Source organism: Sphingomonas colocasiae, assembly GCF_019880585.1.
GTDB lineage: Bacteria > Pseudomonadota > Alphaproteobacteria > Sphingomonadales > Sphingomonadaceae > Sphingobium_A > Sphingobium_A colocasiae.
On sequence record NZ_JAINVV010000004.1, the window covers coordinates 296,071 to 322,450 of the forward strand.

27 protein-coding genes are annotated in these 26,380 nt (G+C 66.2%); 12 read left to right on the forward strand and 15 right to left on the reverse strand.

Features of this window, described 5'->3' with window-relative positions; all coding sequences use genetic code 11:
• Window positions 1-47: 47 nt before the first annotated feature.
• Window positions 48-482 (reverse strand): CoA-binding protein, encoded by a 435-nt coding sequence (locus K7G82_RS07840; protein ID WP_222989297.1) that lies wholly within the window; start codon window positions 480-482, stop codon window positions 48-50.
• Between the two features lie 28 nt (window positions 483-510).
• Entirely contained in the window at window positions 511-1,479 is a 969-nt protein-coding gene (locus K7G82_RS07845; RefSeq protein WP_222989298.1) for a P-loop NTPase, read from the reverse strand.
• A gap of 69 nt (window positions 1,480-1,548) precedes the next feature.
• Between K7G82_RS07845 and hflK the strand changes: the two genes are divergently transcribed.
• The 7 genes from hflK to K7G82_RS07880 all read left to right on the forward strand — a co-directional run bounded on the left by hflK (window position 1,549) and on the right by K7G82_RS07880 (window position 11,291).
• Complete coding sequence (gene hflK / locus K7G82_RS07850; RefSeq protein WP_222989299.1) at window positions 1,549-2,652, forward strand: protease modulator HflK; 1,104 nt, start codon at window positions 1,549-1,551, stop codon at window positions 2,650-2,652.
• Window positions 2,649-3,503 carry a protease modulator HflC gene (gene hflC / locus K7G82_RS07855; protein WP_222989300.1) on the forward strand — a complete coding sequence of 285 codons (855 nt, stop codon included), beginning with the start codon at window positions 2,649-2,651 and terminating at the stop codon, window positions 3,501-3,503. The genes hflK and hflC overlap by 4 nt, the downstream gene beginning before the upstream one ends.
• Before the next feature lie 104 nt (window positions 3,504-3,607).
• Window positions 3,608-5,134 (forward strand): Do family serine endopeptidase, encoded by a 1,527-nt coding sequence (locus tag K7G82_RS07860; protein ID WP_222989301.1) that lies wholly within the window; start codon window positions 3,608-3,610, stop codon window positions 5,132-5,134.
• Between the two features lie 326 nt (window positions 5,135-5,460).
• The gene (locus K7G82_RS07865; protein WP_222989302.1) at window positions 5,461-7,092 is read left to right on the forward strand and encodes a helicase HerA-like domain-containing protein; all 1,632 of its coding nucleotides are present in this window, start codon (window positions 5,461-5,463) and stop codon (window positions 7,090-7,092) included.
• Window positions 7,092-7,742: a hypothetical protein gene (locus K7G82_RS07870; RefSeq protein ID WP_222989303.1), complete on the forward strand. Its 651-nt coding sequence runs from the start codon at window positions 7,092-7,094 to the stop codon at window positions 7,740-7,742. Before K7G82_RS07865 ends, K7G82_RS07870 begins: the two co-directional genes overlap by 1 nt.
• A gap of 16 nt (window positions 7,743-7,758) precedes the next feature.
• Window positions 7,759-9,726: an OPT family oligopeptide transporter gene (locus K7G82_RS07875; protein ID WP_222989304.1), complete on the forward strand. Its 1,968-nt coding sequence runs from the start codon at window positions 7,759-7,761 to the stop codon at window positions 9,724-9,726.
• Between the two features lie 677 nt (window positions 9,727-10,403).
• Window positions 10,404-11,291 (forward strand): AraC family transcriptional regulator, encoded by an 888-nt coding sequence (locus K7G82_RS07880; protein WP_222989305.1) that lies wholly within the window; start codon window positions 10,404-10,406, stop codon window positions 11,289-11,291.
• A 366-nt stretch (window positions 11,292-11,657) separates the two neighbouring features.
• On the opposite strand, the gene K7G82_RS07885 is transcribed toward K7G82_RS07880, so the two are convergent.
• The 4 genes from K7G82_RS07885 to queF all read right to left on the reverse strand — a co-directional run bounded on the left by K7G82_RS07885 (window position 11,658) and on the right by queF (window position 16,524).
• Entirely contained in the window at window positions 11,658-12,059 is a 402-nt protein-coding gene (locus K7G82_RS07885) for an acyl-CoA thioesterase (protein WP_222989306.1), read from the reverse strand.
• A gap of 126 nt (window positions 12,060-12,185) precedes the next feature.
• Window positions 12,186-13,469, reverse strand: coding sequence for a glycoside hydrolase family 130 protein (locus tag K7G82_RS07890; RefSeq protein ID WP_222989307.1), 1,284 nt, complete (start codon window positions 13,467-13,469; stop codon window positions 12,186-12,188).
• A gap of 37 nt (window positions 13,470-13,506) precedes the next feature.
• Window positions 13,507-15,774 (reverse strand): glycosyltransferase family 4 protein, encoded by a 2,268-nt coding sequence (locus K7G82_RS07895; protein ID WP_222989308.1) that lies wholly within the window; start codon window positions 15,772-15,774, stop codon window positions 13,507-13,509.
• A gap of 303 nt (window positions 15,775-16,077) precedes the next feature.
• Window positions 16,078-16,524 (reverse strand): preQ(1) synthase, encoded by a 447-nt coding sequence (gene queF / locus K7G82_RS07900; protein ID WP_222989309.1) that lies wholly within the window; start codon window positions 16,522-16,524, stop codon window positions 16,078-16,080.
• A gap of 51 nt (window positions 16,525-16,575) precedes the next feature.
• Here queF and K7G82_RS07905 point away from each other — a divergent pair, with 51 nt between their 5' ends.
• Complete coding sequence (locus tag K7G82_RS07905; RefSeq protein WP_222990218.1) at window positions 16,576-18,078, forward strand: S10 family peptidase; 1,503 nt, start codon at window positions 16,576-16,578, stop codon at window positions 18,076-18,078.
• A gap of 8 nt (window positions 18,079-18,086) precedes the next feature.
• Window positions 18,087-18,422, forward strand: coding sequence for a DMT family protein (locus K7G82_RS07910; RefSeq protein ID WP_222989310.1), 336 nt, complete (start codon window positions 18,087-18,089; stop codon window positions 18,420-18,422).
• 353 nt (window positions 18,423-18,775) lie between these two features.
• Here K7G82_RS07910 and K7G82_RS07915 read toward each other — a convergent pair whose 3' ends face one another.
• Genes K7G82_RS07915 through K7G82_RS07930 form a run of 4 tightly spaced genes read right to left on the reverse strand, consistent with a single transcriptional unit; the run spans window position 18,776 to window position 20,433 of the window.
• Window positions 18,776-18,997, reverse strand: a complete 222-nt coding sequence (locus K7G82_RS07915; protein ID WP_222989311.1) for a hypothetical protein — start codon at window positions 18,995-18,997, stop codon at window positions 18,776-18,778.
• Between the two features lie 46 nt (window positions 18,998-19,043).
• Entirely contained in the window at window positions 19,044-19,313 is a 270-nt protein-coding gene (locus K7G82_RS07920; protein ID WP_222989312.1) for a hypothetical protein, read from the reverse strand.
• The gene (locus K7G82_RS07925; RefSeq protein ID WP_222989313.1) at window positions 19,300-19,518 is read right to left on the reverse strand and encodes a type II toxin-antitoxin system antitoxin; all 219 of its coding nucleotides are present in this window, start codon (window positions 19,516-19,518) and stop codon (window positions 19,300-19,302) included. Before K7G82_RS07925 ends, K7G82_RS07920 begins: the two co-directional genes overlap by 14 nt.
• Window positions 19,519-19,527: 9 nt before the next feature.
• Window positions 19,528-20,433: an SPFH domain-containing protein gene (locus K7G82_RS07930; RefSeq protein ID WP_222989314.1), complete on the reverse strand. Its 906-nt coding sequence runs from the start codon at window positions 20,431-20,433 to the stop codon at window positions 19,528-19,530.
• Between the two features lie 155 nt (window positions 20,434-20,588).
• On the opposite strand from K7G82_RS07930, the gene K7G82_RS07935 reads away from it, so the two are divergent.
• The 3 genes from K7G82_RS07935 to K7G82_RS07945 are packed head-to-tail and all read left to right on the forward strand — an operon-like array spanning window position 20,589 to window position 22,313.
• Window positions 20,589-21,446: a hypothetical protein gene (locus K7G82_RS07935; RefSeq protein ID WP_222989315.1), complete on the forward strand. Its 858-nt coding sequence runs from the start codon at window positions 20,589-20,591 to the stop codon at window positions 21,444-21,446.
• The gene (locus K7G82_RS07940; RefSeq protein ID WP_222989316.1) at window positions 21,439-21,954 is read left to right on the forward strand and encodes a type II toxin-antitoxin system VapC family toxin; all 516 of its coding nucleotides are present in this window, start codon (window positions 21,439-21,441) and stop codon (window positions 21,952-21,954) included. The genes K7G82_RS07935 and K7G82_RS07940 overlap by 8 nt, the downstream gene beginning before the upstream one ends.
• A 26-nt stretch (window positions 21,955-21,980) precedes the next feature.
• A complete protein-coding gene (locus K7G82_RS07945) occupies window positions 21,981-22,313 on the forward strand; it encodes a hypothetical protein (protein ID WP_222989317.1) in 333 nt (110 codons plus the stop codon).
• A 97-nt stretch (window positions 22,314-22,410) separates the two neighbouring features.
• Here K7G82_RS07945 and pal read toward each other — a convergent pair whose 3' ends face one another.
• The 5 genes from pal to tolQ all read right to left on the reverse strand — a co-directional run bounded on the left by pal (window position 22,411) and on the right by tolQ (window position 26,379).
• Window positions 22,411-22,929 carry a peptidoglycan-associated lipoprotein Pal gene (gene pal, locus K7G82_RS07950; protein ID WP_222989318.1) on the reverse strand — a complete coding sequence of 173 codons (519 nt, stop codon included), beginning with the start codon at window positions 22,927-22,929 and terminating at the stop codon, window positions 22,411-22,413.
• Between the two features lie 87 nt (window positions 22,930-23,016).
• Entirely contained in the window at window positions 23,017-24,381 is a 1,365-nt protein-coding gene (gene tolB / locus K7G82_RS07955; protein ID WP_222989319.1) for a Tol-Pal system beta propeller repeat protein TolB, read from the reverse strand.
• A complete protein-coding gene (locus K7G82_RS07960) occupies window positions 24,378-25,247 on the reverse strand; it encodes a cell envelope biogenesis protein TolA (protein ID WP_222989320.1) in 870 nt (289 codons plus the stop codon). The genes tolB and K7G82_RS07960 overlap by 4 nt, the downstream gene beginning before the upstream one ends.
• Complete coding sequence (gene tolR, locus K7G82_RS07965; protein WP_222989321.1) at window positions 25,247-25,687, reverse strand: protein TolR; 441 nt, start codon at window positions 25,685-25,687, stop codon at window positions 25,247-25,249. The genes K7G82_RS07960 and tolR overlap by 1 nt, the downstream gene beginning before the upstream one ends.
• Window positions 25,687-26,379, reverse strand: a complete 693-nt coding sequence (gene tolQ / locus K7G82_RS07970; protein WP_222989322.1) for a protein TolQ — start codon at window positions 26,377-26,379, stop codon at window positions 25,687-25,689. The genes tolR and tolQ overlap by 1 nt, the downstream gene beginning before the upstream one ends.
• Window position 26,380 lies beyond the last annotated feature (1 nt).

The following is a 26,380-nucleotide window of genomic DNA, read 5'->3' on the forward strand; positions in this document are numbered from 1 at the left end:
ATGCGGCCACGAAAGACACGGGCGTTTCCGCTCATTGTGGAAATGTTCTAGGCTTCCGCGATCCGGGGCACGCCCAGCCTGGGGATGTCGATCGCGGGGCAGCGGTCCATCACCACCTTCAGCCCGGCCGCCTCGGCGCGGGCGGCGGCGGCCTCGTTGATCACGCCCAATTGCATCCAGACCGATTTCGCGCCCGCCGCGATCGCCTGGTCCACCGCGTCGCCCGCGGCTTCGGGGCGGCGGAAGATGTCGACCATGTCGATCGGCTCGCCGATCTGGGCGAGTTCGCGCCAGATATATTCGCCATGCACATGTTCGCCGGTGATCTGCGGATTCACCGGGATCACGCGATAGCCGTGATCCTGCAGGAAGCGCATCACCCGGTAGCTCGGCCGGTCGGGCCGGTCCGACGCGCCGACCAGCGCGATCGTGCGGGTTTCGGTGAGCAGGGCGGCGATATCCTCGTCTCGGGTCAGGGGCATCGAATCATCCTTTCGCCACCTTAACGATCTAGTGTGCCGGCTGGTTCAACCATTCGGCGATGCGCGCCGCGATCGCGTGGAAGGCGGCCGCCTCCGCGCCGTCGCCGGCGGCGGGGGGCTGGCCCGCGTCGGACGCGGTGCGGATCGCGAGGGTGAGCGGGATGCGGCCGAGGAAATCATGGCCCATCACATTCGCCGCCGCCTGCACGCCGCCGGCGCCGAAGGGATCGGAAACCTCGCCGCAATGCGGGCATTCGTAGCCCGCCATATTCTCGACCAGCCCGATGATCGGCACGCCCGCCTGCGCGAACAGGTCCATCGCGCGCGTCGCGTCCATCAGCGCCAGATCCTGCGGGGTGGAGACGATCACCGCGCCCGCCGGCTTCTGCTTCTGGATCATCGAGAGCTGGACGTCGCCGGTGCCCGGCGGCAGATCGGCGATCAGCAGATCGGCATCGCCCCAATCGGCGTCGATGATCTGGCCCAGCGCGTTGCCCGCCATCGGCCCGCGCCACGCGATCGCCTGACCCGGCTTGGCGAGATGCCCCATCGAGAGCATCGGGATGCCGTGCGGGCTCATGATCGGGATCAGCTTCTTGTCCTCGGCCTGGGGCCGCTGGCCTTCCGTCGCCATCAGGCGCGGCTGCGACGGGCCGTAGATATCGGCGTCGACCAGCCCGACCCTGAAGCCGAGCGCCTTGAGCGCCAGCGCCAGATTCGCCGCGACCGTCGACTTGCCGACGCCGCCCTTGCCGCTGCCCACCGCGATCAGGCGGCGGCCCTTCTTCTCGCTCGTCATCGCCACGCGTACTTCGGAAACGCCGTCCTGGGCGAGCAGCACCGCCTTGATCGCACCTTCCATCTTCAGCCGTTCGTCACCCGAAAGCCCCGTCACGTCGAGAATCAGGCTGGCGCGTCCTTCGGCCAGCCGGAGCCCGGCGGCGCGGCCTTCGGCGATGGGGGAGATGGCGGCGAGCAGGCGATCTTGATCGGTCATGCGCGCCAGATAGGCAGAGTTTCGGGCAATGCCACTGTTTTTCCCGAAAGTGCTTCCTATAATGGCGGGATGAACAAGAGATCGGGGTGGTTGGCGTCCATCGGCGCCGTGCTGAGTGAAAATGGTGGCCCATGGGGCAGCCGTGGTGGTGGTGACGGCGACGGATCGGGCGGCGGCAGGCCGAACCCATGGAGCCGTCCGCCCGGCGGCGATCGCTCGCGCCGGCCCGGTGGTGGCCGGCCCGGCCCGTCCGCGCTGGACCAGATCATGGCCAAGCTGCGCGAGCTGTTCGGCGGCGGCGGCATTGGCGGCGGGGGCTTCTCCGGCCCCGGCGGCATGGCGATCTGGCCCTATCTGATCGGCGGCTTCCTGTTCCTGTGGCTCGCCATGACCTCCGTCCACCGGATCGGCCCCGAACAGGCCGGCGTCGTCACCCAGCTCGGCCGCTATTCGCGCACCATGCAGCCCGGTGTCAGCTTCTCGTTGCCTGCGCCGCTCGAACGCGTGCAGAAGGTGGATATCCAGGCGATCCGCACCATTCCGATCGGCCAGCCCGGCGGCGACGACAATCTGGTGCTGACCGGCGACCAGAATCTCGTCGACCTCGCCTATACCGTGCGCTGGAGCGTCAAGCCGGGCGCGGCGGAACAATATCTGTTCCAGCTTGCCGATCCCGAACAGACCATCGGCGAAGTCGCCGAAAGCGCGATGCGATCGGTGCTCGCCAATTTCACGCTGATCCAGGCGATCGGTCCCGGCCGTAACGAGGTGGAGCAGCGCGTCCGCGAGACGATGCAGGCGATCCTCGACGACTATAAGGCGGGCGTGCACATCCAGGGCGTCTCGATCAGCCAGGCCGATCCGCCGAGCGCGGTCAATGAGGCGTTCAAGGAAGTGACCGCCGCGCAGCAGCGCGTGCAATCCAACCTGAACGAGGCGCGCACCTATGCCCAGCAGGTGGTGGCGCGCGCGCAGGGCGAGGCTGAATCGTTCAACAAGGTCTATGAGCAATATCGCCTGGCCCCCGAAGTGACGCGGCGACGCATGTATTATGAAACGATGGAACGGGTGCTTTCGAAAGTGGACAAGACCGTGGTCGAGGCGCCGGGCGTGACCCCCTATCTGCCGTTGCAGCAGCTTCAGCGCCGTCCGGCGGAAGGAGCGGCCCGATGATCGATCGTATCGGACGCCATCCGATCGCCGCAGCGCTCGCCGCCATCGCGGCCCTGCTCATCCTCGCCTCCACCGTGGTGGTGGTGCCGGAGACCAAGCAGGGCGTGATCCTGCGCTTCGGCCAGCCCGTCCGGCTGATCAACGTCTATGATCCCAAGAAGAGCTTCGGCGGGGTCGGCGCGGGCGTGATCGCCAAATGGCCGTTCATCGACGACATCACCTGGATCGACAAGCGCATCCTGTCGATCAGCATGGACCAGCAACAGGTGCTGTCGACCGACCAGCTCCGTCTGCAGGTGGACGCATTCGCGCGCTTCCGCATCGTCGATCCGCTGCGTATGGTGATTACCGCCAAGAATCCGGACAATGTCGCCTCCGCGCTGCGCCCGATCCTGGGATCGGCGTTGCGCAACGAGCTGGGCAAGCGGCCCTTCGCCGCGTTGCTCAGCGCCGAACGTGGCCAGGTGATGGACAATATCCAGTCCGCGCTGAACCGCACCGCGCGCCAATATGGCGCCGAGATCGTCGACGTGCGCATCAAGCGCGCCGACCTGCCCGAAGGCGCGCCGCTGGACAGCGCGCTGGAACGGATGCGCACCGCGCGCATCCAGGAAGCGCGCACGATCGAGGCGCAGGGCCTGAAACAGGCGCAGATCGTTCGCGCCCAGGCCGATGCCGACGCCGCCAAGGCCTATGCCGAGGCGTTCAACAAGGATGCGGGCTTCTACGATTTCTATCGGGCCATGCAGTCCTATGAACAGACTTTCACGCCCGGCGAGGGCAAGGGCGCGTCGTCGATCATCCTGTCGCCGGACAACAGCTATCTGCGTGAGTTCCGGGGCGCGCGCTGAACCGGAATCATTCAAACTGCGTTAAGCCGTCGGGGAGCAGCCTGACGGCAAACCGCGAGCCCCGCACAGACGGGCAAGTGAAGGAAGTTGGAAGGAAGATGAACGTGCGCTACGCATATGCCATTACCACCGCGCTGCTCCTGGGCGGAGCCGCGATCACCGTCGGCACCAATGTCGGCGCGCAAACGGCGCAGAACGACGATCGCGCGATGGCGGCGGCCGCGCCGCGCGGCGCGCCGATGAGCTTCGCCTCGCTCACCGAACGGCTGGCGCCCGCCGTGGTCAACATCTCGACCAAGCAGACCGTGCAGGTCCAGCAGCAGCAGAACCCGTTCGCCGGCACGCCCTTCGGCGATCTGTTCGGCCAGTTCGGCGGCCAGCAGGGCGGCCGGCCGATCACGCGCGAGGCGCAGTCGCTCGGCTCGGGCTTCATCATCTCGGCCGACGGCTATATCGTCACCAACAACCATGTGGTGGCGCCGGGCAACCGCAGCGCCGTGGTCGATTCGATCACCGTGACCCTGCCCGACCGCAAGGAATATTCGGCCAAGCTGATCGGCCGCGACGCCGCGTCGGACCTGGCGCTGCTCAAGATCGAGGCGAGCAACCTGCCCTTCGTGAAGTTCGGCGATTCGACGAGCACGCGCGTGGGCGACTGGGTGGTCGCGATCGGCAATCCGTTCGGCCTGGGCGGCACCGTGACCGCGGGCATCGTTTCCGCGCTTCACCGCAACACCGGCCAGGGCGGCGCGTTCGATCGCTATATCCAGACCGACGCGTCGATCAACATGGGCAATTCCGGCGGCCCGATGTTCGACCTGAACGGCAATGTGATCGGCATCAATTCGGCGATCTTCTCGCCCACCGGCGGCAATGTCGGCATCGGCTTCGCGATTCCGGCGGAACAGGCCAAGCCGATCATCGATACGCTGCGTTCGGGCGCGAAGGTGCAGCGCGGCTATCTGGGCGTCGCGCTCCAGCCGCTCGACGAATCGATCGCCGCGTCGCTGGGCCTGCCCAAGAACACGGGCGAGCTGATCGCGCGCGTCGAACCGGGCGAGGGCGCCGCCAAGGCGGGCATCCAGCAGGGCGACGTGATCACCAAGGTGAACGGCACCCCCGTTTCGCCGGACAATACGCTGTCCTACCTCGTTTCGAACCTGAAGCCCGGCACGCGCGTGCCGATCGAACTGGTCCGCAACGAAAAGCGCATGACGGTGAACGCCACCGTGGGCACGCGCCCGCCGGAAGAACAGCTTGCCGCCTTCAACGCCGATGGCGACGACGCGGTGCCGACGCCCGACAATGACGCCACCGAACAGTCGACGCGCGATTCGATCGGCCTGGCGGTGCAGGCGCTGACGCCGCAGATCACGCGCCAGCTCGGCCTGTCGCAGGATGTGCGCGGCCTGGTCGTCGGCGCGGTCGACCCCGCCAGCGACGCCGCTGCTTCGGGCATCCAGCGCGGCGACATCATCGTCACCGCCAACCAGCGCCCGGTGGCGCAGCCCGCCGACCTCGCCAGCGCGGTGAAGGCCTCGGTCGCGGCGAACCGCCCGGTGCTGCTGCTCGTCCAGCGCGGCAACGCCCCGGCGCGCTATGTGGGCGTGAAGACCACCAAGCGCAAATGATCCGGACGCCCTTTCCCGCTGAGGGATAGGGCGCTTCCCCGATGCACGGCAGGCCGCGCGATCCCCGGATCGCGCGGCTTGTTGTTTATGGGGCGGGTGAACCCTCGCTTCCGTTCGGGCTGAGCCTGTCGAAGCCCTGTTCTTCTCTTTCGGTGTCCAGGAAAGGGCAGGGCTTCGACAGGCTCAGCCCGAATGGGGGGTGATGACGTGTCGGGTCGGCAGGGCGTGAACGGAGTGGGGGCGTGCGGGATGCGCCGATGCGGAAAACCGATTCCCACTTCTCCCTGGGATGCTCTAAAGCATATCCAACAATCGGAGGACTGCGCATGACTGACGAGACCGGCCTTTTCATCGGAACCGGGGGCGGCGAGCGGCAGATCCTCAATTTCAGGCGCGCCAATCGCCACGGGCTGATCGCGGGCGCCACCGGCACCGGCAAGACCGTGACGTTGCAGGGCATCGCCGAGGGCTTTTCGCGCGCCGGCGTGCCGACCTTCCTGGCCGATGTGAAGGGCGATCTTTCGGGCATGGCGATGGCGGGATCGCCCACCGCCAAGGTGCATGACGCCTTCGCCGCGCGCGCCGCCGAGATCGGCGATACGGACTGGGCGTACAAGGACAATCCCGTCCAGTTCTGGGATCTGTTCGGCGAACAGGGCCACCCCATCCGCACCACGGTTTCCGAAATGGGGCCGCTGCTGCTCGCCCGGCTGCTCGACCTGAACGAGGTGCAGGAAGGCGTGCTCACCATCGCCTTCCACGTCGCCGACAAGGACGGGCTGCTGCTGCTCGACCTCGACGATCTCCAGGCGATGCTCAGCCATTGCGCCACCCGCGCCGACGAGCTGACCATCACCTATGGCAATGTCTCCAAGGCGACGGTGGGCACGATCCAGCGCTCGCTGCTCCAGCTCCGCAGCCAGGGCGGCGACCATTTCTTCGGCGAGCCCGCGCTTGAGATCGAGGATTTCTTCAAGCTCGACGAACAGGGCCGGGGCATCGTCAACATCCTGGCCGCCGACAAGCTGATGGCCAGCCCGAAACTCTATTCCACCTTCCTGCTGTGGCTGCTCTCCGAACTGTTCGAGACGCTTCCCGAGGTGGGCGATCCCGACAAGCCCAAGCTCGTCTTCTTCTTCGACGAGGCGCACCTGCTGTTCGACGAGGCGCCCAAGGCATTGCTCGACAAGGTGGAGCAGGTCGTCCGCCTGATCCGGTCCAAGGGCGTGGGCGTCTATTTCATCACGCAGAACCCGATCGACATCCCCGAGGATGTGGCCGGCCAGCTCGGCAACCGCGTGCAGCACGCGCTGCGCGCCTTCACCCCGCGCGACGAAAGGGCGATCCGCTCCGCCGCCGAAACCTTCCGCGCCAATCCCGGCGTGGACGTGGCGACCGCGATCACCGAACTGAAGGTGGGCGAGGCGCTGGTCTCGCTGCTCCAGGCAGACGGATCGCCATCGCCGGTGCAGCGCACGCTGATCAAGCCGGTCTGTTCGCGCGTCGGCCCGGTGACGCCGGTGGAACGCGGCGTGATCAGGGAAACCGACGCGGTCGGCGCCAAGTACGACACGGTGATCGACCGCGAATCCGCCGAGGAACTGCTGGCCGCCAAGGCGAGCGAGGCGCAGGCCGCCGCCGCCGAGGCCAAGGCGGCGGAGGAGCAGGCCAAGCTCGACGCCGTCCAGGCCAAGGAAGACGAGAAGCAGCGCATCGCCGCCGAAAAGGAGGCCGCGCGCCAGGCCAAGGAGGCCGAACGCGTCCGCATCGCCGCCGAGCGCGAGGCGCAGCGCGAGGCCGCGCGGCAGGCGCGCGAGGACGCCAAGCCGAGCTTCACCGAAAAGATGGTCCAGTCCGCCGCGCGCTCCGCCGCCACGTCGGTCGGCCGGCAGGTGGCCGGGCGGCTGGGCGGGCAATTGCTGCGCGGCCTGCTCGGCGGCCTCTTTAAGGGCCGTTGATGCGCGCGGCGCCCGCCGTGCTGATCGGGGCGCTGGCATTCGCCGCGCCCGCCACCGCGCAGGACCGCGCCGCGATCGCGGGCGGCTATCAGGTCGATCAGATGGAGGTGGGCGGGGGGCTGCTGCTCGCCGCCGACGGCCGCTTCCGCTACGCGCTCGAATATGGCGCGGTGAGCGAGACCGCCGAGGGGCGCTGGACCGTGGAGGACGGCACCGTGCGCCTGACCAGCGAGCCCAGGGTGAAGCCGCCCGCCTTCGCGGTGGTGAAGGACGAGCCCGCGCCCGCCGGCGAACTGCGCGTCGCGCTGGCCGATCCGGGGTTCGACTGGGGCGATCCGCTGGAAGTGGCGATCGCGTTCGAGGGGCAGGCCGGACGGCGGCTCCGCGCGGTGGGCAAGGACGGGCTGGTGCCGCTGGAGGCGGGGGAAATTCCGGTCTCGGTGGTGCCCGTGATGCCCGTCTACGGCATCGCCGAGCCGCCCCACCCGTTGACCCCCGGCGGGCACCGCATCCTGTTCCGGTTCGACGCCAATGATTTCGGCCGCGCCGATTTCAACGGCGAACCGCTCCGCATCGACGGCACGAATCTGGTGCTGAACCGCTACGACATCGCGATCCGTTTCAAGCGGTTCGACGATCCGGCCGAATGACAGCGAAGGAAATCCCGTGACCCAAGCCACCGCACCGGCCCGCCCGATCGCCGAACTCACGATACGCGGCGTGCTGCTGGGCGGGCTGATCACGCTGCTGTTCACCGCCGCCAATGTCTATCTGGGGCTGAAGGTGGGGCTGACCTTCGCCACCTCGATCCCAGCCGCCGTCATCTCGATGGCGATCCTGCGTTACTTCAAGGATTCGACGATCCTGGAGAATAATATCGTGCAGACCGTCGCCTCGGCGGCGGGCACGCTGGCGGCGATCATCTTCGTGCTGCCCGGCCTGGTCATGATCGGCTGGTGGACGGGCTTTCCCTATCTGCTGACCGCCGCGATCTGCGCGACCGGCGGCATATTGGGGGTGATGTTCTCCGTGCCGCTGCGCCGCGCGCTCGTCGTCGACGGCAACCTGCCCTATCCCGAGGGGCGCGCGGCGGCGGAGGTGCTGAAGGTGGGCGCCGAATCGCGCGCCGGGGCCGCCGAAAGCGGCAAGGGGCTGGCGATCATCGTGATCAACGCGGTCGTCTCCGCCGGCTTCGCCGCGATCGCCAAGACCAAGCTGGTGGTGGAGGAGGCAGCGGTCTTCTTCCGCGCGGGCGCGGGCGCCACGGGCATTTCGGGCGGGCTTTCCTTCGCGCTGTTCGGCGCGGGCCATCTCGTCGGCATCTCGGTGGGCATGGCGATGTTCACCGGGCTCGTCATCGGCTGGTGGATCCTGCTGCCTATCCTGACCGCGCAGAACCCGATGCCCGGAGAGGTGGAGGCATGGGCGGGCACCGTCTTCCGCAACGATGTGCGCTTCTTCGGCGCGGGCGTGATCGGCGTGGCGGCGATCTGGAGCCTGATCCGCATCGCCGGCCCCGTCACGCGCGGCATCCGCGCGGCGATGGCGGCATCGGGCGTCTCGCGCGGGGGCGATGCGCTGCCGATCGAGGAGCGCGACATTCCCTTCGGCATCGTCGTCGCCTGCGCGCTCGCCACGATGATCCCGATCGCGATCCTGCTCTGGTCCACGCTCACCGGCGGGCCGCTGGAGGGATCGGCATGGCTGCTGGTGGGCGGCGCGCTGCTGTTCGTGGCGGTGATCGGCCTCGTGATCGCGGCGGTCTGCGGCTATATGGCGGGGCTGATCGGCGCGTCGAACAGCCCGGTTTCGGGCATCGGCATCCTCTCCGTCCTCGCGGCCTCGCTGCTGCTCGTCGGCCTGTTCGGGCGCGGCATCGATCCCGCCTCCACCGACGCGCTGATCGCCTATGCGCTGATCGTCACCGGCGTCGTCTTCGGCGTGGCGACGATCTCCAACGACAATCTCCAGGATCTCAAGACCGGCCAGCTCGTGGGCGCGACGCCGTGGAAACAGCAGCTCGCGCTCGTCTTCGGCGTGATCTTCGGATCGATGATCATCCCGCCGGTGCTCAACCTGCTCAACGAGACGCTGGGCTTCGCGGGCGCCCCCAATGCCGGGCCGAACGCGCTGGCGGCGCCGCAGGCCGCGCTGATCTCCGCGCTGGCGAAGGGCGTGCTGGGCGGCGGCGTGAACTGGCCGATGATCCAGCTCGGCGCGCTGGTGGGCGTGGGCGTGATCATCGTCGACGAACTGCTGGGCAAGGCGGGCAAGCTGCGGCTGCCCCCCTTGGCCATCGGCATCGGCGTGTACCTGCCGATGGCGGTGACGCTGCCGGTGGTGCTCGGATCGGTGATCGGCATGGTCTATGACCGCTGGGCGGACCGGACGGCGGACCCCGAATTCGCGCGCCGCATGGGCGTGCTGACCGCGACCGGCCTGATCGTGGGCGAAAGCCTGTGGGGCGTCAGCTTCGCGCTGATCGTCTACGCCACCAACAGCGACGCCCCGATGGCGATCGCGCCCGAAGGCTTCGGCCCGGTGGCGCTGATCGCCGGCCCGGTGCTGGTGATCGCGCTGCTGGCCGCGCTGTATCGTTACACGCGGCGGCAGGTGATGAGCCGGGGGGCGTGATGTGAAGCTGGTCGAACTTGTTCGTGAAGCGGCCAATTGGGGTGACGATCTAATCATCTACGTTTCCGGACCATGGTCACCGGATGCGGATACAGTCTTAGTCGTGGCCGAAGGGAATGAAGCGGAGCCTGTCACCTTTCATGGCAGGAGTACGATTACTTCCTTGAGGCATTTATCGCTCGAGACTTCATCGAAGATTACGCCGCGAGCGTGGAGGGCGCGTCCGCAACGGAGCGGCAGAGGTGCGAACGCCTTATAAGATATGCGTAGGATGACGCCTGACGAACGACCGTAATCCACTTGGACCCAGCCGTTCCCGTGGCCGGCGCTTGTCACACCGAATCACCGCCCGTCGCTCCAGCGAAGGCTGGAGCCCATGCGATCTTCGGGCTTCGATGCGGCTGGGCGCATCGCATAGGCTCCAGCCTTCGCTGGAGCGACGGGATGTTGGGGTGTGTGCTTGTCCTGTTGATCCAGTACGTCATGCCAGCGCAGGCTGGCATCTTCCGCCGGATCAGGCGCGATCTGGTTGGCAGACCCCAGCTTTCGCTGGGGTGACGGTTTGGCACGGGCCTGTCTGACGGGATTTCCGTCCATGGATCGCACCCCAAACCGCAAGATCGGTCGAGCGCGCAACGCACCCGAGCGGCTAGCTGGGGCCGCCACGGAGGAAGACGATGAAGGCGGACGCGCTTGAGAACTACCATGTCCGGATGCGGCGGGTGCTGGATTATATCGATCGGCATCTCGACGAGGATCTGGACCTGGAGACGGTGAGCGGGGTCGCGGCGCTTTCGAAATTCCATTTCCACCGGCAGTTCGCGGCGACCTTCGAACTGTCCGTCCATCGCTATATCCAGCTTGCCCGCATGAAGCGCGCTTCGAACCGGCTGGCTTCGGACGACGCCGGCAGCGTCACCGATATCGCGATGGATTCGGGTTATGACGCGCCCGACGCCTTTGCCCGCGCCTTTCGCCGCAGGCTGGGGCAATCGCCATCGTCGTTCCGGAAATCACCCGATTGGGTGCCGTGGCTTGCGGCCTTCGGGCCACTCGACAATGCCAGGAGCAAGCTGATGCAGATCATCTACACCCCGGACGATGTGACGATCCGGGACATGGCGCCGACGAAGGTGGCGGTGCTGGAACATCGCGGCGACCGCGAAACCCTGCCCGACACCATCCAGCGCTTCATCGCCTGGCGCAAGGCGGCGGGGCTTTCGCCCGACACCAGCCCGACCTTCAACATCTTCCGGTCCGAACGCATTCCCGAGAATCCGGACGATTACGCGATGGACCTGTGCGTGGGGACCGACCAGCCGGTGGAACCCAACGACCAGGGCATGACGCCCGGCGAGATCCCTGGCGGGCGCTGCGCGGTGCTGCGCGTCGTCCACAACACGCATAATCTGGAGCCCGCCGCGCTCTACCTCTATCGCGACTGGCTGCCCGCCAGCGGCGAGGAGGCGCGCGACTTTCCGATCTATTGCCGGCGGCACTTCACCTTCTTCCCCAACGCGCCCGTGCATGACGTGGTGGTGGAGCTGTTCCTGCCGCTGAAATAGGGGGTGGCCTGAGCGAGCCCGACTTGCATCGTCACGGCCAACACCCGTTCGGGCTGAGCCTGTCGAAGCCCTGTTTTTCTGTTGCGGTGTCAAGGCAGGGCAGGGGTTGGCCTACGGCCGACTTCGTCCCGACAGGCTCAGCCCGAACGGTGTGGGTGGCTGTGGAAATCCCAGACGTCATGCCAGCGCAGGCTGGCATCTCCCACAGGATTTGGCGCGATCTGGTTGGCAGACCCCAGCCCTCGCCAGAGGCGAGGCCCGTCCTGAGCGCCCGCCCTGGCGGGCAGTCGAAGGGCTGGGGTGACGCGTGGGACAGAGAAGCAGTGGATACCGCACCCGGCCTCTCACGTGCGCGCAAGGGGACGATCAGTCCGGCTTGCCGAAGAAATGCTCTGCGATGTCGTTCGCGATGCGGGCGGGGCGCAGGGTTTCGGCATCGACGCAGCACCAGCTCGAACGGACCTCGGCCAGCACCTCCTCGCCGCGCTTGATCAGCGTTTCGTAGAAGGCGCGCGCGCCATGGACCTTTTCGAGGATGACGGTGGCGACCACCTGATCGTCGAGAAAGGCGGGCTTGCGATAGGTGATCTCGTGCTTGAGCGCGACCCAGAGATGGCGGGCCACCGCCTCCGCCGGCGCGAGCTTGCGCCAGTGCGCGGTCACCGCTTCCTGCACCCAGGTGAGGTAATGCGCGTTGTTGACATGACCCATGAAGTCGATGTCGCCGGGGACGATCCGGATCGCGTGGTCGTGAGGAAGCGCTGCCATGGGCTTACATTAGTGTAAGCAGGGGCGAGTCACAATGCTCTACCCCCGCCAGACCTGGATTTATTCCTGTCTGTCTGCCGCATCGCTTGTGCGGAAAACCGGTTCCCACTTTTCCGCGCGATGCTTTTATTCCATCAGCTCCAGCAGCTTCGCGATCGGCACGAAGGCGAAGGCGACCGAGCTGTCCGCCACGCCATAGGGCATGAAGATCAGATCGCCGTGCCGCATCGCGCCGCAGGTGTAGACGACATTGGGCACATAGCCTTCGCGGTCCTCGTCGGCGGCGGAGAGGATCGGTTCGGGCGAGCGCGCCAGCACCTTCGATGGATCGTCCTTGTCGAGCAGCACCGCGCCGATCGAATATTTGCGCATCGCGCCCACGCCATGGGTGAGCAGCAGCCAGCCTTCGTCCAGCTCGATCGGCGCGCCGCAATTGCCGATCTGGATCAGTTCCCAGGGATAGCGCGGCTCCAGCAGCAGATCGCCCTCGTCCCAGTGGAGCAGATCGTCGGACTTGATCAGGAACAGGTTCTGCCCGTCCTGCCGGCCGATCATCATATATTGGCCGCCCACCTTGCGCGGGAACAGCGCCATGCCCTTGTTGCGCGCCGCCGATCCCGCGATCGGGCACAGGTCGAACGACCGGAAATCGCGCGTGCGCAGCATTTCAGACTGGATCTCCCGCCCCGAATAGGCGGTGTAGGTGCCCAGCCATTCGACCGAGCCATCGTCATGCGTGAAATGGACGAGGCGCAGATCCTCCAGCCCGTTCTTCTGCGCGGGGGTGATCGGGAAGATCACCGTGCCGGAAAGCGTGCTGTCCTGATGGCGGAACACCGTGACCTGCCCGTCCTCGTACACGCCGTCGGTATCGGGCGAATCGGTGGCGGTGGCGAAGGGCGGTTCGGGCGCCAGGCGCAGCTCGCCCTTGTCGGTGATGATCCCCTCGCGAAAGGCGACCGAGGAGATATGGCCTTCGCCCACCGCGCGCAGCGACATCAGGATGCGCTGCGATCCCGCGGGCATGCCGGTCTGGTCGAAATGCGGCACCACGCTGGGGTTCATCAGCGCGGCGGCGGCATAGCTGTATTCATGGCAGAAATAGGCGCCGACAAGCTGGCGCTTCTCGTCGCCGATATCGCCCAGCTTCAGGTCCAGCAGTTCTTCAAGCTGTTCATAGCGCGTCATGAACACGCGCCGCGTCTGCCAGTGGCGCGCCTCGAAATCTCGCAGCACCGCTTCGAGCTGCGCGCGCGCCGTCGTCATGTCCATGTCGACGACGTGCTGGATCAGCTTCTGCGCGCGGCTGGGCGCGGGGCCGTTCGATTGCCAGGCGAGGTGGAAGGGCCGCACCACCACGCGCGAGGGATCGGCATAAAGCCGCAGATCGTGATTGTAGACGTCGAGCATCTGCCTCCCCCGAGGTGGGAACCTCGCCCCCGATAATTCAGGCGGCGTCGCGCTTGTCTGCCACGCGTTCCGCGCCGATGGATAGCCCCGAAATCGTCGCGGAGGCGAGCTGGAGCGCCAGGATCGATTCGGCGCCCTGATTGCGGTTGAGCCCGGTGGGCATCAGCCCGTCATAACAGCCGCCATCGCCCTGGCTGGCGAGCGGCATGTCCAGATCATTGGCGCCCAGGAACCAGCGATAGGCGCGGTGCGCCGCGTCGATCCAGCGCGGATCGGCGGACACCGCGAGCGCCGCCGCGCACGCGTCGATCGTCGCCTGCGCTTCCAGCGGCTGCTGATCGAACGGCAAGGGCGGGGTGAAGGGGCGGCCGAAGCTTTCGGTGCCGACCGCGCGGAAATGCCCTTCCGGCGCGGTCTGCTGCGCGACGATCCAGTCGAGCGTGGCGAGCCCGCATTCGACATAGTCCGCCCGGCCGAGCGCGGCGCCCGCGCGCAGCAGCGCTTCGGGCAGCCGGGCATTGTCATAGGCGAGCACCGCTTCGAACCACGGCCAGTCCGGCCGGCGCGAGGCGGCGAGCAGGTTGAGCAACTGATCGCCGAAGCGTTCGAGGATCTCGCATGAAAGCGCATGGCCCGGATGCGCGCCGATCATCGCGGCGGCGCCGAGCATCGCGAAGGCCTGGGCGCGCGGCGAGCCGAGCGAGAAGGCGAGGCCGGCGGACTGATCGAACAGCGGCGCCGCCCATTGGCGGAATTTGAGCTGGCGCGCGTCGCGCGCGGTGACGCCCAGCGCCCACAGCGCGCGGCCGTTGCTGTCCTCCGATCCTTCCTCCTCGCACCAGGTGCGATCGAAATTCATGAAGTTGCGGAAGCGCTGGCGATCGGGGTTCCAGGCATGCTGGACGAAGGCGGCGTAGATGCTGGTCCAGCGATCGCGCTCGCCATCCTCGATATCGTCGATCCGCGACATCAGGATCAGCGCGCGGGCATTGTCGTCGATGCAATAGCCGTGGCGGCGATCGGGCACCGAATAGATGCCGTGCTGAAGGATGCCGGTGGCGTCGCTCATCCGCACCACGGCGGCGATATCGGGCGCCAGCGGCCGGGCGGGCTTGCCGGCGATGCGCGCCGGCCGTTTCCCCTTCATCGCGGCGAGCAGCGCCACCGCGCGTTCGGAGGCGCGGCTCCAGAGCATCGTGCGCCCGCGCGCATAGGCGCGGCCGGCGAGCGCGGCGCGCCCGGCCCTGTCGTCGAACAGCCCGGTGACCGCCGCCGCGATCGCGCCGCTGTCGCGGAAATCGACGAGCAGGCCGTGATCGTCGGCCAGGATCTCGGTGGCGTGGATATAGGGGGTGGAGACCACCGGCTTGCCCAGACCGACGGCGTAGGACAGCGTGCCGGAGGTGATCTGGTCGCGCTTCACATAGGGGGTGGCGTAGATGTCCGCCGCCTCCAGATAGTCGAGCAATTCCTCCTGCTCGACAAAGGCGTCGATGAAGCGGACATGATCGGCCATGCCGAGTGCGGCGGCGCGCGCGCGCAATTGGTCGCGATAGGCCTCGCCCTGCTGGCGGATCAGGTTGGGATGGGTGGCGCCCAGGATCACGTAGAGCGCGTTCGGGTGCGCGGCGACGATCGCGGGCATCGCCTCCACCACATATTCGATGCCCTTGTCGGGCGCGAGCAGGCCGAAGGTCAGGATCACGTCGCGCCCCGCGAAGCCGAAGCGCGGCTTCGCGGCGTCTGGCGAGACGAAGGGGCGATCGGGCACGCCATGCGGGATCACCTCGATCTGGCGATCGGAGACGCCATAGACGGTGCGCAGCAGCGCGCGGCCCTTTTCCGCCATCACGATCAGCCTGGACGCGCGGCGCGCGATCGCCTCCAGCACGCGGCGCTCGTCCGCGCCGGGATGTTCGAGCACGGTGTGCAGCGTCACCAGCAGCGGCAGATCGACGCGATCGAGCAGCGCCAGGATATGATCGCCGGCGCTGCCGCCGAAAATGCCATATTCGTGCTGGAGCCAGATCGCCTCCGCCCCGCTCTGCCCGATGGCGCGCGCGGCGTCGCGATAGGCGATCGGATCGTCCTGCGCGATGGTGCGGACACCCTCGGGATAGGCGATGCCGGTGCCGTCATCCATCGCATAGAGATCGACGGTGAGATCGGGGAAGCTGGCTTCAAGCCCCTGCAGCGTGTGCGAGGTGAAGGTGGCGAGCCCGCAGCGGCGCGGAAGCGAATTGCCGATCAGGGCGATATGACGGGGAAGCCCGTTCTTTCCGGTCGCGCTGTCGATCGTGGCCATGCCCGTTCTTTCGCTCCTGCAACAATGGTCCGTGCGTCGATTTCCCAAGCGAGCCTAACGACTCCGATATGGGATGGTTGCGCGAATTGTGCGTTGCAGCAAGAAAAATCGTGCGGTTGAGATGAAGCGGTGCCGAAGCGCGGCGGATTCGGTTTGTCGGCGGAAGGGGGCGGATCGCTTCCGTCCCCAATCCCGTCCGGGCTGAGCCTGTCGAAGCCCTGTTCTTCTGTTGCGGCGCCAAGGCAGGGCAGGGCTTCGACAGGCTCAGCCCGAACGGTGTGTGGGTTGGCGAGTGAAAGGCCCCTAGCCCCGCCCGCGATAGCCCGGCACGCCCTGGTCGGGCAGCCACAGGCCCTTTGGCGGTTCGCCCGATTGCCAGAACACGTCGATGGGGATGCCGCCGCGCGGATACCAATAGCCGCCGATGCGCAGCCAGAGCGGTTTCATCTCGTCGAACAGGCGTTCGCCGATGCCCACGGTGCAATCCTCGTGAAAGGCGGCGTGGTTGCGGAAGCTGCCCAGGAACAGCTTCAGCGACTTGGATTCGACGATGGTTTCGCCCGGCGCGTAATCGATCACCAGATGCGCGAAATCGGGCTGGCCGGTGACCGGGCACAGCGATGTGAATTCGGGCGCGGCGAAGCGGACCAGATAGAGCTTGCCCGCGCGCGGGTTCGGGACGTAGTCGAGAATCGCCTCTTCGGGAGAGGCGGGAAGCGGCGTCTGCCGGCCAAGATGGGTCGTCTGCATGATCGGCTATCTAATAGCTGACGGGCGATTTCCCAAGACAGGGGATGAATGATGCGGAATTGGACATTGGGTCTCGCTTTGGGATTGGCGGCGGCGTGCCCCGCGATGGCGCAGGACAAGGCCGATCCGCCGAAGTCGAAAGCCGACGCGTCCGACAGTCCGGCGCCGCAGGTGGCGGTGACGCGGCACAGCGGCACATTCGGCGGCGTGAAGATGAATTACGTCGCGACGGCGGGCGAAACCTATCTGAAGGCGGAGGACGGCACCCCGCGCGCCAGCATCACATCCTATTCCTATGTGAAGGAGCCGCGCGATCCCTCGCGCCCCGTCACCTTCCTGTTCAACGGCGGGCCGGGTTCGGGATCGGTGTGGCTGCACATGGGCGCATTCGGGCCGAAGCGCGTCGCCATCCCGTCCGACGCGCGTGACGACGGCGCGCCGCCCTATCCGCTGGTCGACAATCCGGACAGCCTGCTCGACGTGACCGACATCGTCTTCATCGATCCCGTCGGCACCGGCTTCAGCCATGCGCTGGGCAAGACCGATCCCAAGGAATTCTGGGGCGTCACGAAGGACGCGCAATCGGTGGCCGAGTTCATCCGCATCTGGCTGAACCAGAATGGCCGCTGGAATTCGCCCAAGTTCCTGGGCGGCGAAAGCTATGGCACCACGCGCTCCGCCGCCGTGCTCAACCAGCTCGAAGGCCAGTATAACGACGTCGCGCTCAACGGCGTGATCCTGATCTCCACCGTGCTCGATTTCGCGGCCGGGGCGGATACGCCGGGCAACGAGATGACCTTCATGCTCAACCTGCCATCGATGGCGGTGACCGCGCTGTTCCACGGCAAGACGCAGTTCGCGGGCACGCCCGAGCAGTTCGCGGAGGAAGCGCGGCGCTGGGCGTCCGGCCCCTATATCACCGCGCTCCTCAAGGGCGTGTCGCTGCCCGCCGAGGAACGCGCCGCCGTGCGCCGCGATCTGGCGCGCTTCACCGGGCTGTCCGAAACCTATCTCGAACAGGCGGACCTGCGCGTCGAGCCCGGCCGTTTCTACAAGGAATTGCTGCGCGACCGGGGGCTGACGGTGGGGCGGCTCGACAGCCGCTATACCGGCAAGGATTTCGACAATGCCGGCGAGACGCCCGACGACGATCCCAGCTTCTACGGCATCGACGGCGGCTATACCGCGGCGATCAACAGCTATGTGCGCGAATCGCTCAATTTCCAGACCGACCGCCGCTATGTGACGATCGGCAGCGTCCAGCCCTGGGACTGGCGGCTTGGCGGCGGCCGCGACAACGACGTCTATGTCAATGTCGCGCCCTATATCGGCACCGCCCTGCGCAAGAACAGCGGGCTGCGCATCTTCGTGGGGCAGGGCTGGTACGATTTCGCGACGCCCTTCTACGCCGCCGAATATTCGCTGAGCCGCACGGGCTTCATGAAGGACCGCATCCAGTATCATTATTATGATGCCGGCCACATGATGTACGTCCGCGACGAGGATCGCGCGAAGCTGACGCGCGATATCCGGGGCTTCATCAAGAGCAGATAGGACGGCGCATGCCCACGATCGCGCTGCTGGTCATCTCCAACCTGTTCATGACGATCGCCTGGTACTGGCATCTGAAGGGCGGGATGGAGAAGCCGATCCTGCTGGTCATCCTGATCAGCTGGGGCATCGCGCTCGTCGAATATTGCTTCGCGGTGCCCGCCAACCGCATCGGCTTCGCAGGCGGGTGGACGCCGGGCCAGCTCAAGATCGCGCAGGAGGCGATCGCGCTGATCATCTTCGGCGGCTTCATGGTGTGGGTGCTGGGCGAACCGCTGCACTGGCGCCATTTCGCGGCGTTCGCGTGTATCATGGCGGCGGTGGGGTTCCTGTTCGTGGGGCGGTGAGGAGGGCGCGGGCCTGCTCATCCCGTTCGGGCTGAGTTTCGCAAGGATAGCGCGCCAGCCCTCCCATCCCGTTCGGGCTGAACCTGTCGAAGCCCTGTCCTTCTGTTGCGGTGCCAAGGAAAGGACAGGAGCCCGAACGGATGTTGGTGGCGGTGCCATGGGTGGCCCGGCCCGAGCGGATGGTGGTGGTCGATGCCAACCCCAACCGTCATCCCAGCGCAGGCTGGGATCTGCCACAGGATCGGGTGCGGTCTGGTCGGGAGACCCCAGCCTGTGCTGGGGTGACGGGTTGGATCGGGCCGGGGCTATGTTTCCATCCCCACTTCATGTTGGACCGTCCGTCGTGGCGGCCGCTAAAGATCCACCCCCGCGGCGATCGCTTCCAGCTTGCGGATGCGTTCCTTCAGGTTCGCGATCTCGATGCGCGATCCGGCGTTCGGGGCGTCTTCCCCCCGCCGTTCGAGTTCGGCGCGCTTCAGTTCCAGCCAGCCGCGCCAGCCGCGCAGGCCGCAAAAGGCGAGGATCGCGATGCCGGAGACGCCGGACAGGGCGATCAGGAGATTGGGATCGGTCATCGGCCCTTCCATCATGCCATCATTGCGCGGGGCTGGACGAGGGGGTTCAATCCTCGTCCCCGCCCAGGCGCCAGCCCCCGTCGGTCTTGATCCAGCTTATCGTCACGAACACCGCGATCAGCGCGAAGGCGGCGGCGCCCTGGGCGGTCTTGCCCGGCAGGAAATTCACCGCGCTGAACAGCAGCACCATGAACAGCGCGATCGCCAGCCAGCCCTGCCAGGTGGCGGGGGTGCCGCCGAAACCGCAGCGCCGCCGCGCGAACCAGTAGCCGGGGCGCACCTTGCGCGGGCGGAAGGGGTCATCAATCCTGGGCATCGCCGCTCTCCTTTGGCGGGCGGCCGCGCGTGCGCTGTTCGGGGGCGGCCACCTTCACGCCCCGCCGCGCCAGCGCCTCGCGCAGCAGCACCTCGATCTGCGCGTTCACGCTGCGCAGGTCGGCCGCCGCCGAGCGTTCGAGCGCCGCATGGAGCGCGGGCTCTATGCGAAGCGCGAACGGCTTTTTGGGGGGCGTGGTCGTCATCGTCCGGGCTTACTGGTACAGCGAGCCCGTATTGACCACCGGCTGCGTATCGCGTTCGGCGCACAGCACCACCATCAGGTTGGACACCATCGCCGCGCGGCGCTCGTCATCCAGCTCGACGACATTCTTGGCCGAAAGCTGATCGAGCGCGAGCTGCACCATCGAGACGGCGCCCTCCACCAGCCGCGATCGGGCGGCGATCACCGCTTCGGCCTGCTGGCGGCGGAGCATCGCCTGCGCGATCTCCTGCGCATAGGCCAGGTGGGTCAGCCGGCATTCGTCCACCGTCACGCCCGCCGCGGCCACGCGCTCCTGCAATTCGACGCGCAGTTCCTCGCTCACCTGATCGGCATCCGAACGCAGCGTCACTTCCTTGTGCTCGATATCGTCATAGGGATAGCGCGAACCGATCGCGCGCACCGCGCTTTCGATCTGGATATGGACGAACTGCTTGTAATCGTCGACGTCGAACAGCGCCTGCGCCGTATCGGTGACGCGCCAGACGACGTTGGACGCGATCTCGATCGGGTTGCCGCGCAGATCGTTCACCTTCAGCCGTTCGGACGTGATGTTGTGCACGCGCACCGAAATCTTGGTGCGCGTCAGCCAGGGCCAGCGCCAGCGCAGGCCGGTGGCGCGATCGGTGCCCTGATAATCGCCGAACAGCAGGATCGCCGCCGCCTGATTGGGCTGGATCATGTAGAAGCCGATCGAAACGAAGCAGAACACCAGCACCGTGCCGACGAAGAACAGCACCGGCCCCAGCGGCGGCTGCTCGCTGCCCACCAGCATGGAGAATGCGTAAAGGCCCAGCGCCGTCACCGCCAGCAACACCAGCAGCATCAGATAACCGCTGAACGTGCTCGCCCGCCGTTCGACGCTGGCATTGAGCGCGGTCGCAGATCCGTGTGTCATCTTGTCCTCCAAAATTATGATATCATATTAATATCGAGTACGGGGGAATGGCAAGCGGAATCGTTGGAGGTGGTGTGAAGGGAAGAAAGGGGCTGAAAATGACCACTTTACCCCAAGAGTCGCGCAGTTTAGAATCTGCGACGGAGGCGCTTTGAATGGTCAAGCCCGTTACAATAACGATACGGGGGCCAGAAGATGGGCGCGCTGACGCGCCTTCTGTTGATGACCTGCTTGGCCAAATTCGGGACTTGGTCGATGTTCTGCGAGGAGTTGAACGCGCTACCGAAGCGAACGGTAAGAATGAATTGGAATGGCGCGTAACTGATGCTCGGATGAACAGCCCGATCAGTCTGGAACTGACGCCGTTCGGACATGGCCCTGCCGATGCAATTCTTGCCAGAATCGATCGCGTTGAAAGAACGACTGCGAATGGATTCCGAGCGCTGAGGGCGGGCCACGCACAGCCTCCATTCTTCAATAACGAAACATTGGGCAAGGCCCGGAAGATGCATGCGCGTGTTCTCAATGGCCTCACAGATACGCTGCTTGCGTTTGATGTTACAGTAGAAGCAGCCCCGGTGGTCATCGATGCTCCGGCTGCGAGGAAGGTTGAAAGAGCCATAGAAGTCGCGACTGCTGCCGAATCTGCCCCATATCGCGAGTTCGGAAGCGTCGAAGGTTATGTCACCAAGCCCGAACTGGATGGTCATGGCCGAGCTATTCTGCGTTTTCGTGCTCGCCTAGGTGGTGCTGAGGTAAAGGCGTACGCGAGTGGTGATGCCTTCCATCAGGTTGAAGCGCTTCGCTTGTCGGACGTCTGGCACGGAGTTCGGGTTCGGGTTTACGGTGTAATTCACTACAAAAGCCTTGGGGTTATTGAGGTGATTAATGCGACTGGAATGGAGGTTCTGGATCGCGACCCGCTCCCCGGTTTGGATGATATCATTGATCCAAATTTCAGTAGTGGTTTGACGACGGAGGAATTTCTGCGAGAACTTCGCCACGATGGCTAAGGCTCGCACGATCTATTGGGATGCATGCGCTTGGATCGCGTACATCCAGAAGGAGATGCCAGGTCCGGGCAAGAATTTCACTGACCCCCGTTACGAAATGTGTCGAGAGACATTGCAGCGCGCCGAAAAGGGCGAATATGAAATAGCTACATCCGCTTTTACGTTGGCGGAAGTATGTAAGCGGCCTCCAGACCCGACGAGCCCAGCATCAAATCTCGCTGCTTTCTTCGATCAACCCTACATCATCTTAATCCCTGTTGATAAACAGGTGGGTAGGCATGCTCAAAGTCTTCAATTGGCAGGGCTCGCTGGCCTCAAGCCGCCTGATGCTGTTCATCTCGCATCAGCAATCATTTGGAATGTATCGATTTTTCATACTTTCGATGGTCCCTTAATCGACCTGACCCGGAAGATCGCAATGACGGACGGCAATCCTCTCGAAATTATGAAACCGACGCACGAGATCCCAACCCCCGGTCTTCTGAAAGCTATGCAGGAGCGAGGTTGAAGGCCGAAAATTGATGGAGAATCCGTATGGCGCTGGACGCTGGATGGGCAGCCGTCATTGGTGCAGGTATCGGCGCAATAGCTACATTGGCAGGAACCTGGCTGACGCACTATTTGCAGGCAAAGCGATCGTCATCTCTTGCTGAAAAGCGGCGGATTCGACTCAGGTCAATGCTCAGCAGTTCAAAATATGTCTGGCGCGACATTGAAGTATTATGTGCAGCAGCAGGAGCTGATGAGAGTACAACGAAAGAATTGCTAATCGAGATTGACGCGCGTGCGTCGCATAACAAGCCAAACGTCTGGGCGCTAGTATCGCGAGCGCCTTGGCCGGATCATCAGAAGGGATCTGAGAACTAATAGATCGTACAATAATTTGTACGATGAAAAAAGCCCTCCCCCGCACGAAGCGGGAGAGGGCTTTTGGTCCCGGAACCGGCGTCTTGCCGGTTCGCGCTTATTGCACCGTGACGGTCACCGCGCGGCGGTTGCGGGCCCAGGAGGCTTCGTCCGAGCCGAGGGCGTCGGGGCGTTCCTTGCCGTAGCTGATCGTCGAGATGCGGCTGGCGTCGATGCCGAGCGTGGCGAGATAGTTTTTCGCCGAATTGGCGCGGCGCTCGCCGAGCGCGAGATTATATTCGCGGGTGCCGCGTTCGTCGGCATGGCCCTCGATCGTCACGCGCACGCGCGGATATTGCTTGAGCCAGGCGGCCTGGCTGTCGAGCGTGGCGCGATCCTCCGCATCGATATCGAACTGGTCGAGATCGAAGAACACGCGGTCCGACGAGACCTTGGCGAGGAAATCGGCCTGCGATCCGGGGACGGGCGCGTCGGTGACGCCGCTGGTGTCGCCGGGCTGCGCGGGTTCGGCGGGGCCGGGGGGCGGACCCGCATCCGCCGGCGGTTTCTTCGCGCACGCCGCCGCCATCAGCGCGAGGCTGGCGGCCAGTGCGAACTTCGTACCCAGACGGGCCATTTCGGTCTCCTTCTTCACGTCAGACAATGATGCCCACCCCGTTGCCCGCCAGCGCGGCGGATCGTTACGATAGGGGAATCACTCGTTTCAGGGCAACAACGGTCCCCAGGCCGGATCGGATCCATTGACCGGGGTGGGAATCTTCCGCTCGTTGCGGCCGGTGAGGTCCACCTGCCACACACTGGAGGTGCCGGAGCGCCCCTGGGTGGAGCGGAAGAACTGGATGACGCGGCCGTTGGGCGACCAGGTGGGCGCCTCGTCCTGCCAGCTATTGGTGAGCAGCCGTTCGCCGTCTCCGCTGGGAGACATCACGCCGATGCGGAAATTGCCCGCGATCTTGGTGAAGGCGATCAGGTCTCCGCGCGGGCTCCATTCGGGCGTCGCGTGGCGCCCGCCGCCGAAGCTGATGCGGCGCTGGTCGCTGCCGTCGGCGTTCATCACATAGATTTGCTGGCCGCCCGAACGATCGCTTTCGAACACGATCTTGCTGCCGTCCGGCGAGAAGCTGCCGCCGATATCGATGCCCGGCGCGTTGGTCAGCCGGCGCGGCGTGCCGCCGGTGGCGGGGATCGAATAAATGTCCGTATTGCCGTTGACCGCCATCGAATAGAGGATGGTCCTGCCATCGGGCGAGAAGCGCGGGGCGAACATCGAATTCTGCCCCTCCGTCACCAGCCGCTGCGTGCCCGCGCCCAGATCGTAGATGAAGATGCGCGGGCGGTTGTTGAGATAGCTGAGATAGACGATCTGCTTGTAATCCGGCGAGAAGCGCGGGGTGAGCGCGATCGACTGGCCATTGGTGATGAAGCGGTGGTTCGCCCCGTCCGAATCCATGAGCGCGAGCTGCTTGCGCCGGTTCCCCTTGGGGCCGGTTTCCGCGATATAGGCGATGCGGCTGTCGAAGAACGGGCTTTCGCCCGAAAGCCGGGCATAGATGGCGTCGGCGCATTTGTGCGCGGCGCGGCGCCAGTCGCCGGGGGCGACCTCGAACCCCTTGCGCGTCAGTTCGCTGCCCAGCGCGACGTCGTAGAGATAGCAGCCCACCGTCAGCTTGCCGTCCGCATTGGCGCGGACAAAGCCCTGCACCAGCGCCTGCGCGTCGCTGCCCCGCCAATAGGGGAATTGCGGCGCCGTCACCTCGGGAAACTGGATGTCGCGCACCGCGCCCGGCCCCTTGGGGCGGAACAGGCCGGAATTGCGCAGATCGGCGACGATCACGTCCGCCACCTGGCGGCCCAGCGCATCGGTGCTGCCGGCGGGGGTGCCGATCGATTGCGGGGTGGGCAGCGCGGGCACGGCGATGATGAGGTCGTCGCCGCTTTCGTCGGTCACGTCGACGCTCAGCCCTTCGCTGGGCTGCGCGCCCACGGGCGGCGGCGTCACCTGCGCGGCGACGGGGCCGGCGGCGGCGATGGCGAACAGCGATACGAGGGTGCGTTTCAGGGTCGTCATTGTCCTAGCCTCTTGTCGAACGCCGGTTTGATCACGTTCCAGGCGTCATAATATTCCGGCGGAAGTTTGAACGGCGCGGCGAGTTTCACCGCCTTGATCGCGCGTTCCTTGTGAAGTTCGGCCTGGCTGCGGTTGCTGTCGGTGACGCCGGTCTGGCCGATCACCCGGGGTTCGCCGATGATGTCGCCGTCCTTGGACAGGCGCGCCTCCACGATGGTGCGGAGCTGTTCGGCGTCCGCGCCGGTGGGCGCGCGCCAGTGCGGTTTCAACTGGCGGCGGATCTCGGCGGCAAGCGAGGCCTGCACGGCGGGGCCGGCGACCGCGGCGGGCGGCGTGGTGACGCGGCTCTGCGTCGGCCGGTCGGTCAGCCCGTCGACCAGCCCGGCGAGCCGGCCGGTGGGCCGGGCGGGCTTGGGCTGCGGCTTGGCGGCGGGCGCGGGTTTCGCCGGAGCGGGCTTCGCGGGCGCGGGCTTCGCCGGGGCCGGGGTCGGCTTGGGCGGGGCGGGCTTTGGCGGCGCGGGCTTGGCGGGAACCGGCTTTGGCGTCGGTTTCGGCGCGGGGGCGGGCGGCGTTGGCGCGGGGCGCGGCACGGGCTTGGGCGCGGGGGCCGGCTCGGGCACGGGTTCGGGCGGAGGCGTCGGTTCGACCGGCCCTTCCTCCTCGGCGAGCTTGGCGGCCGGTTCCTCCTGGCTGGCGACGGGCGCGGTGCTTTCCAGCGCCACTTCGTCCGCCAGCGTCACCTCGATCGGCTTCTGCTTCAGGTCGAGCGGGTTGGGCGTCGCGAGGAAGCCCACCGAAAGCAGGCCGAACAGCACGACATGGCCGACAACGGCGACGCCAAGGCCCGTCTGTTCGGCGCGATCCATCACTGCGCCTGTTCGGCGCCGGTGGTGACCAGCGAAACCTTGTTCAGCCCGGCGCGGTTGAGTTCACCCATCACACGCATGACATGGCCGTAATCGAGCGTGCGATCGGCGCGCAGGAACACCGGCGGGCCTTCCGCGCCCTCGGCCGGGGCCTTGGCGGCGAGGATCGTCGCCAGCTCGGCTTCCTGCACCTCGGTCTCGTCGATGAAGATCCTGCCTTCATTGTCGAGCGAGATCTGCAGCGGCTGCTTGTCCTGATCGAGCGCGCCGGCGCGGCTGTCCGGCAGGTTCACGGGCACGCCGGTGACGAGCAGTGGCGCGGTGATCATGAAGATGATCAGCAGCACCAGCATCACGTCCACCAGCGGGGTGACGTTGATTTCCGCCATCGGCGCGCGGCGGCCGCGCCCGCGCTGGGAAGGGAGGGGCCCCATCGCCATCAGCGGTCGCTTTCCAGCTCGCGGCTCAGCGTCGAATGGAAACCGTCCGCGAAGCGGTTGAGCCGCGCCTCGAACCGGTTGATGCCGTGGCTGAAGCGGTTGAACGCGATCACCGCCGGGATGGCGGCGAACAGGCCCAGCGCGGTGGCGAACAGCGCCTCCGCGATGCCCGGCGCCACCACCGCGAGCGAGCTGTTCTGCTCCGCCGCGATCGAGGTGAAGGCGCGCATGATGCCCCAGACGGTGCCGAACAGGCCCACGAACGGCGCCACCGAACCGACGGTGGCGAGGATGTTCAGCCGGTCCGCCAGCTTGTCGATCTCACCGGCCACGGCCGATCCCATCGCGGTGGCGAGGCGCGCGCGCGTGCCTTCGCGGTCCACCGATTTGCGGCTGGTGGAGCGGCGCCATTCGGAAACGCCGGCCGCGAACACCTTGGCGCTGGGCAGATCCGAACTGTTGTGGATCTTGTACAGCGTATCGATATCCTCGGCCTTCCAGAATTCGCGCTCGAACTTCTCGGACGCGCGCGACGTCTTGCGCAGCCGCGCCGCGAAACCGATGATGATCGCCCATGTCCAGACGCTGGCGACCAGCAATCCGATCATGACGAATTTCACCATCCAGTCGGCCTGGAGGAAAAGCGCCACGGGGGAGAGGGTGGCGGCGTCGGCATTCATGATGGCATTCATC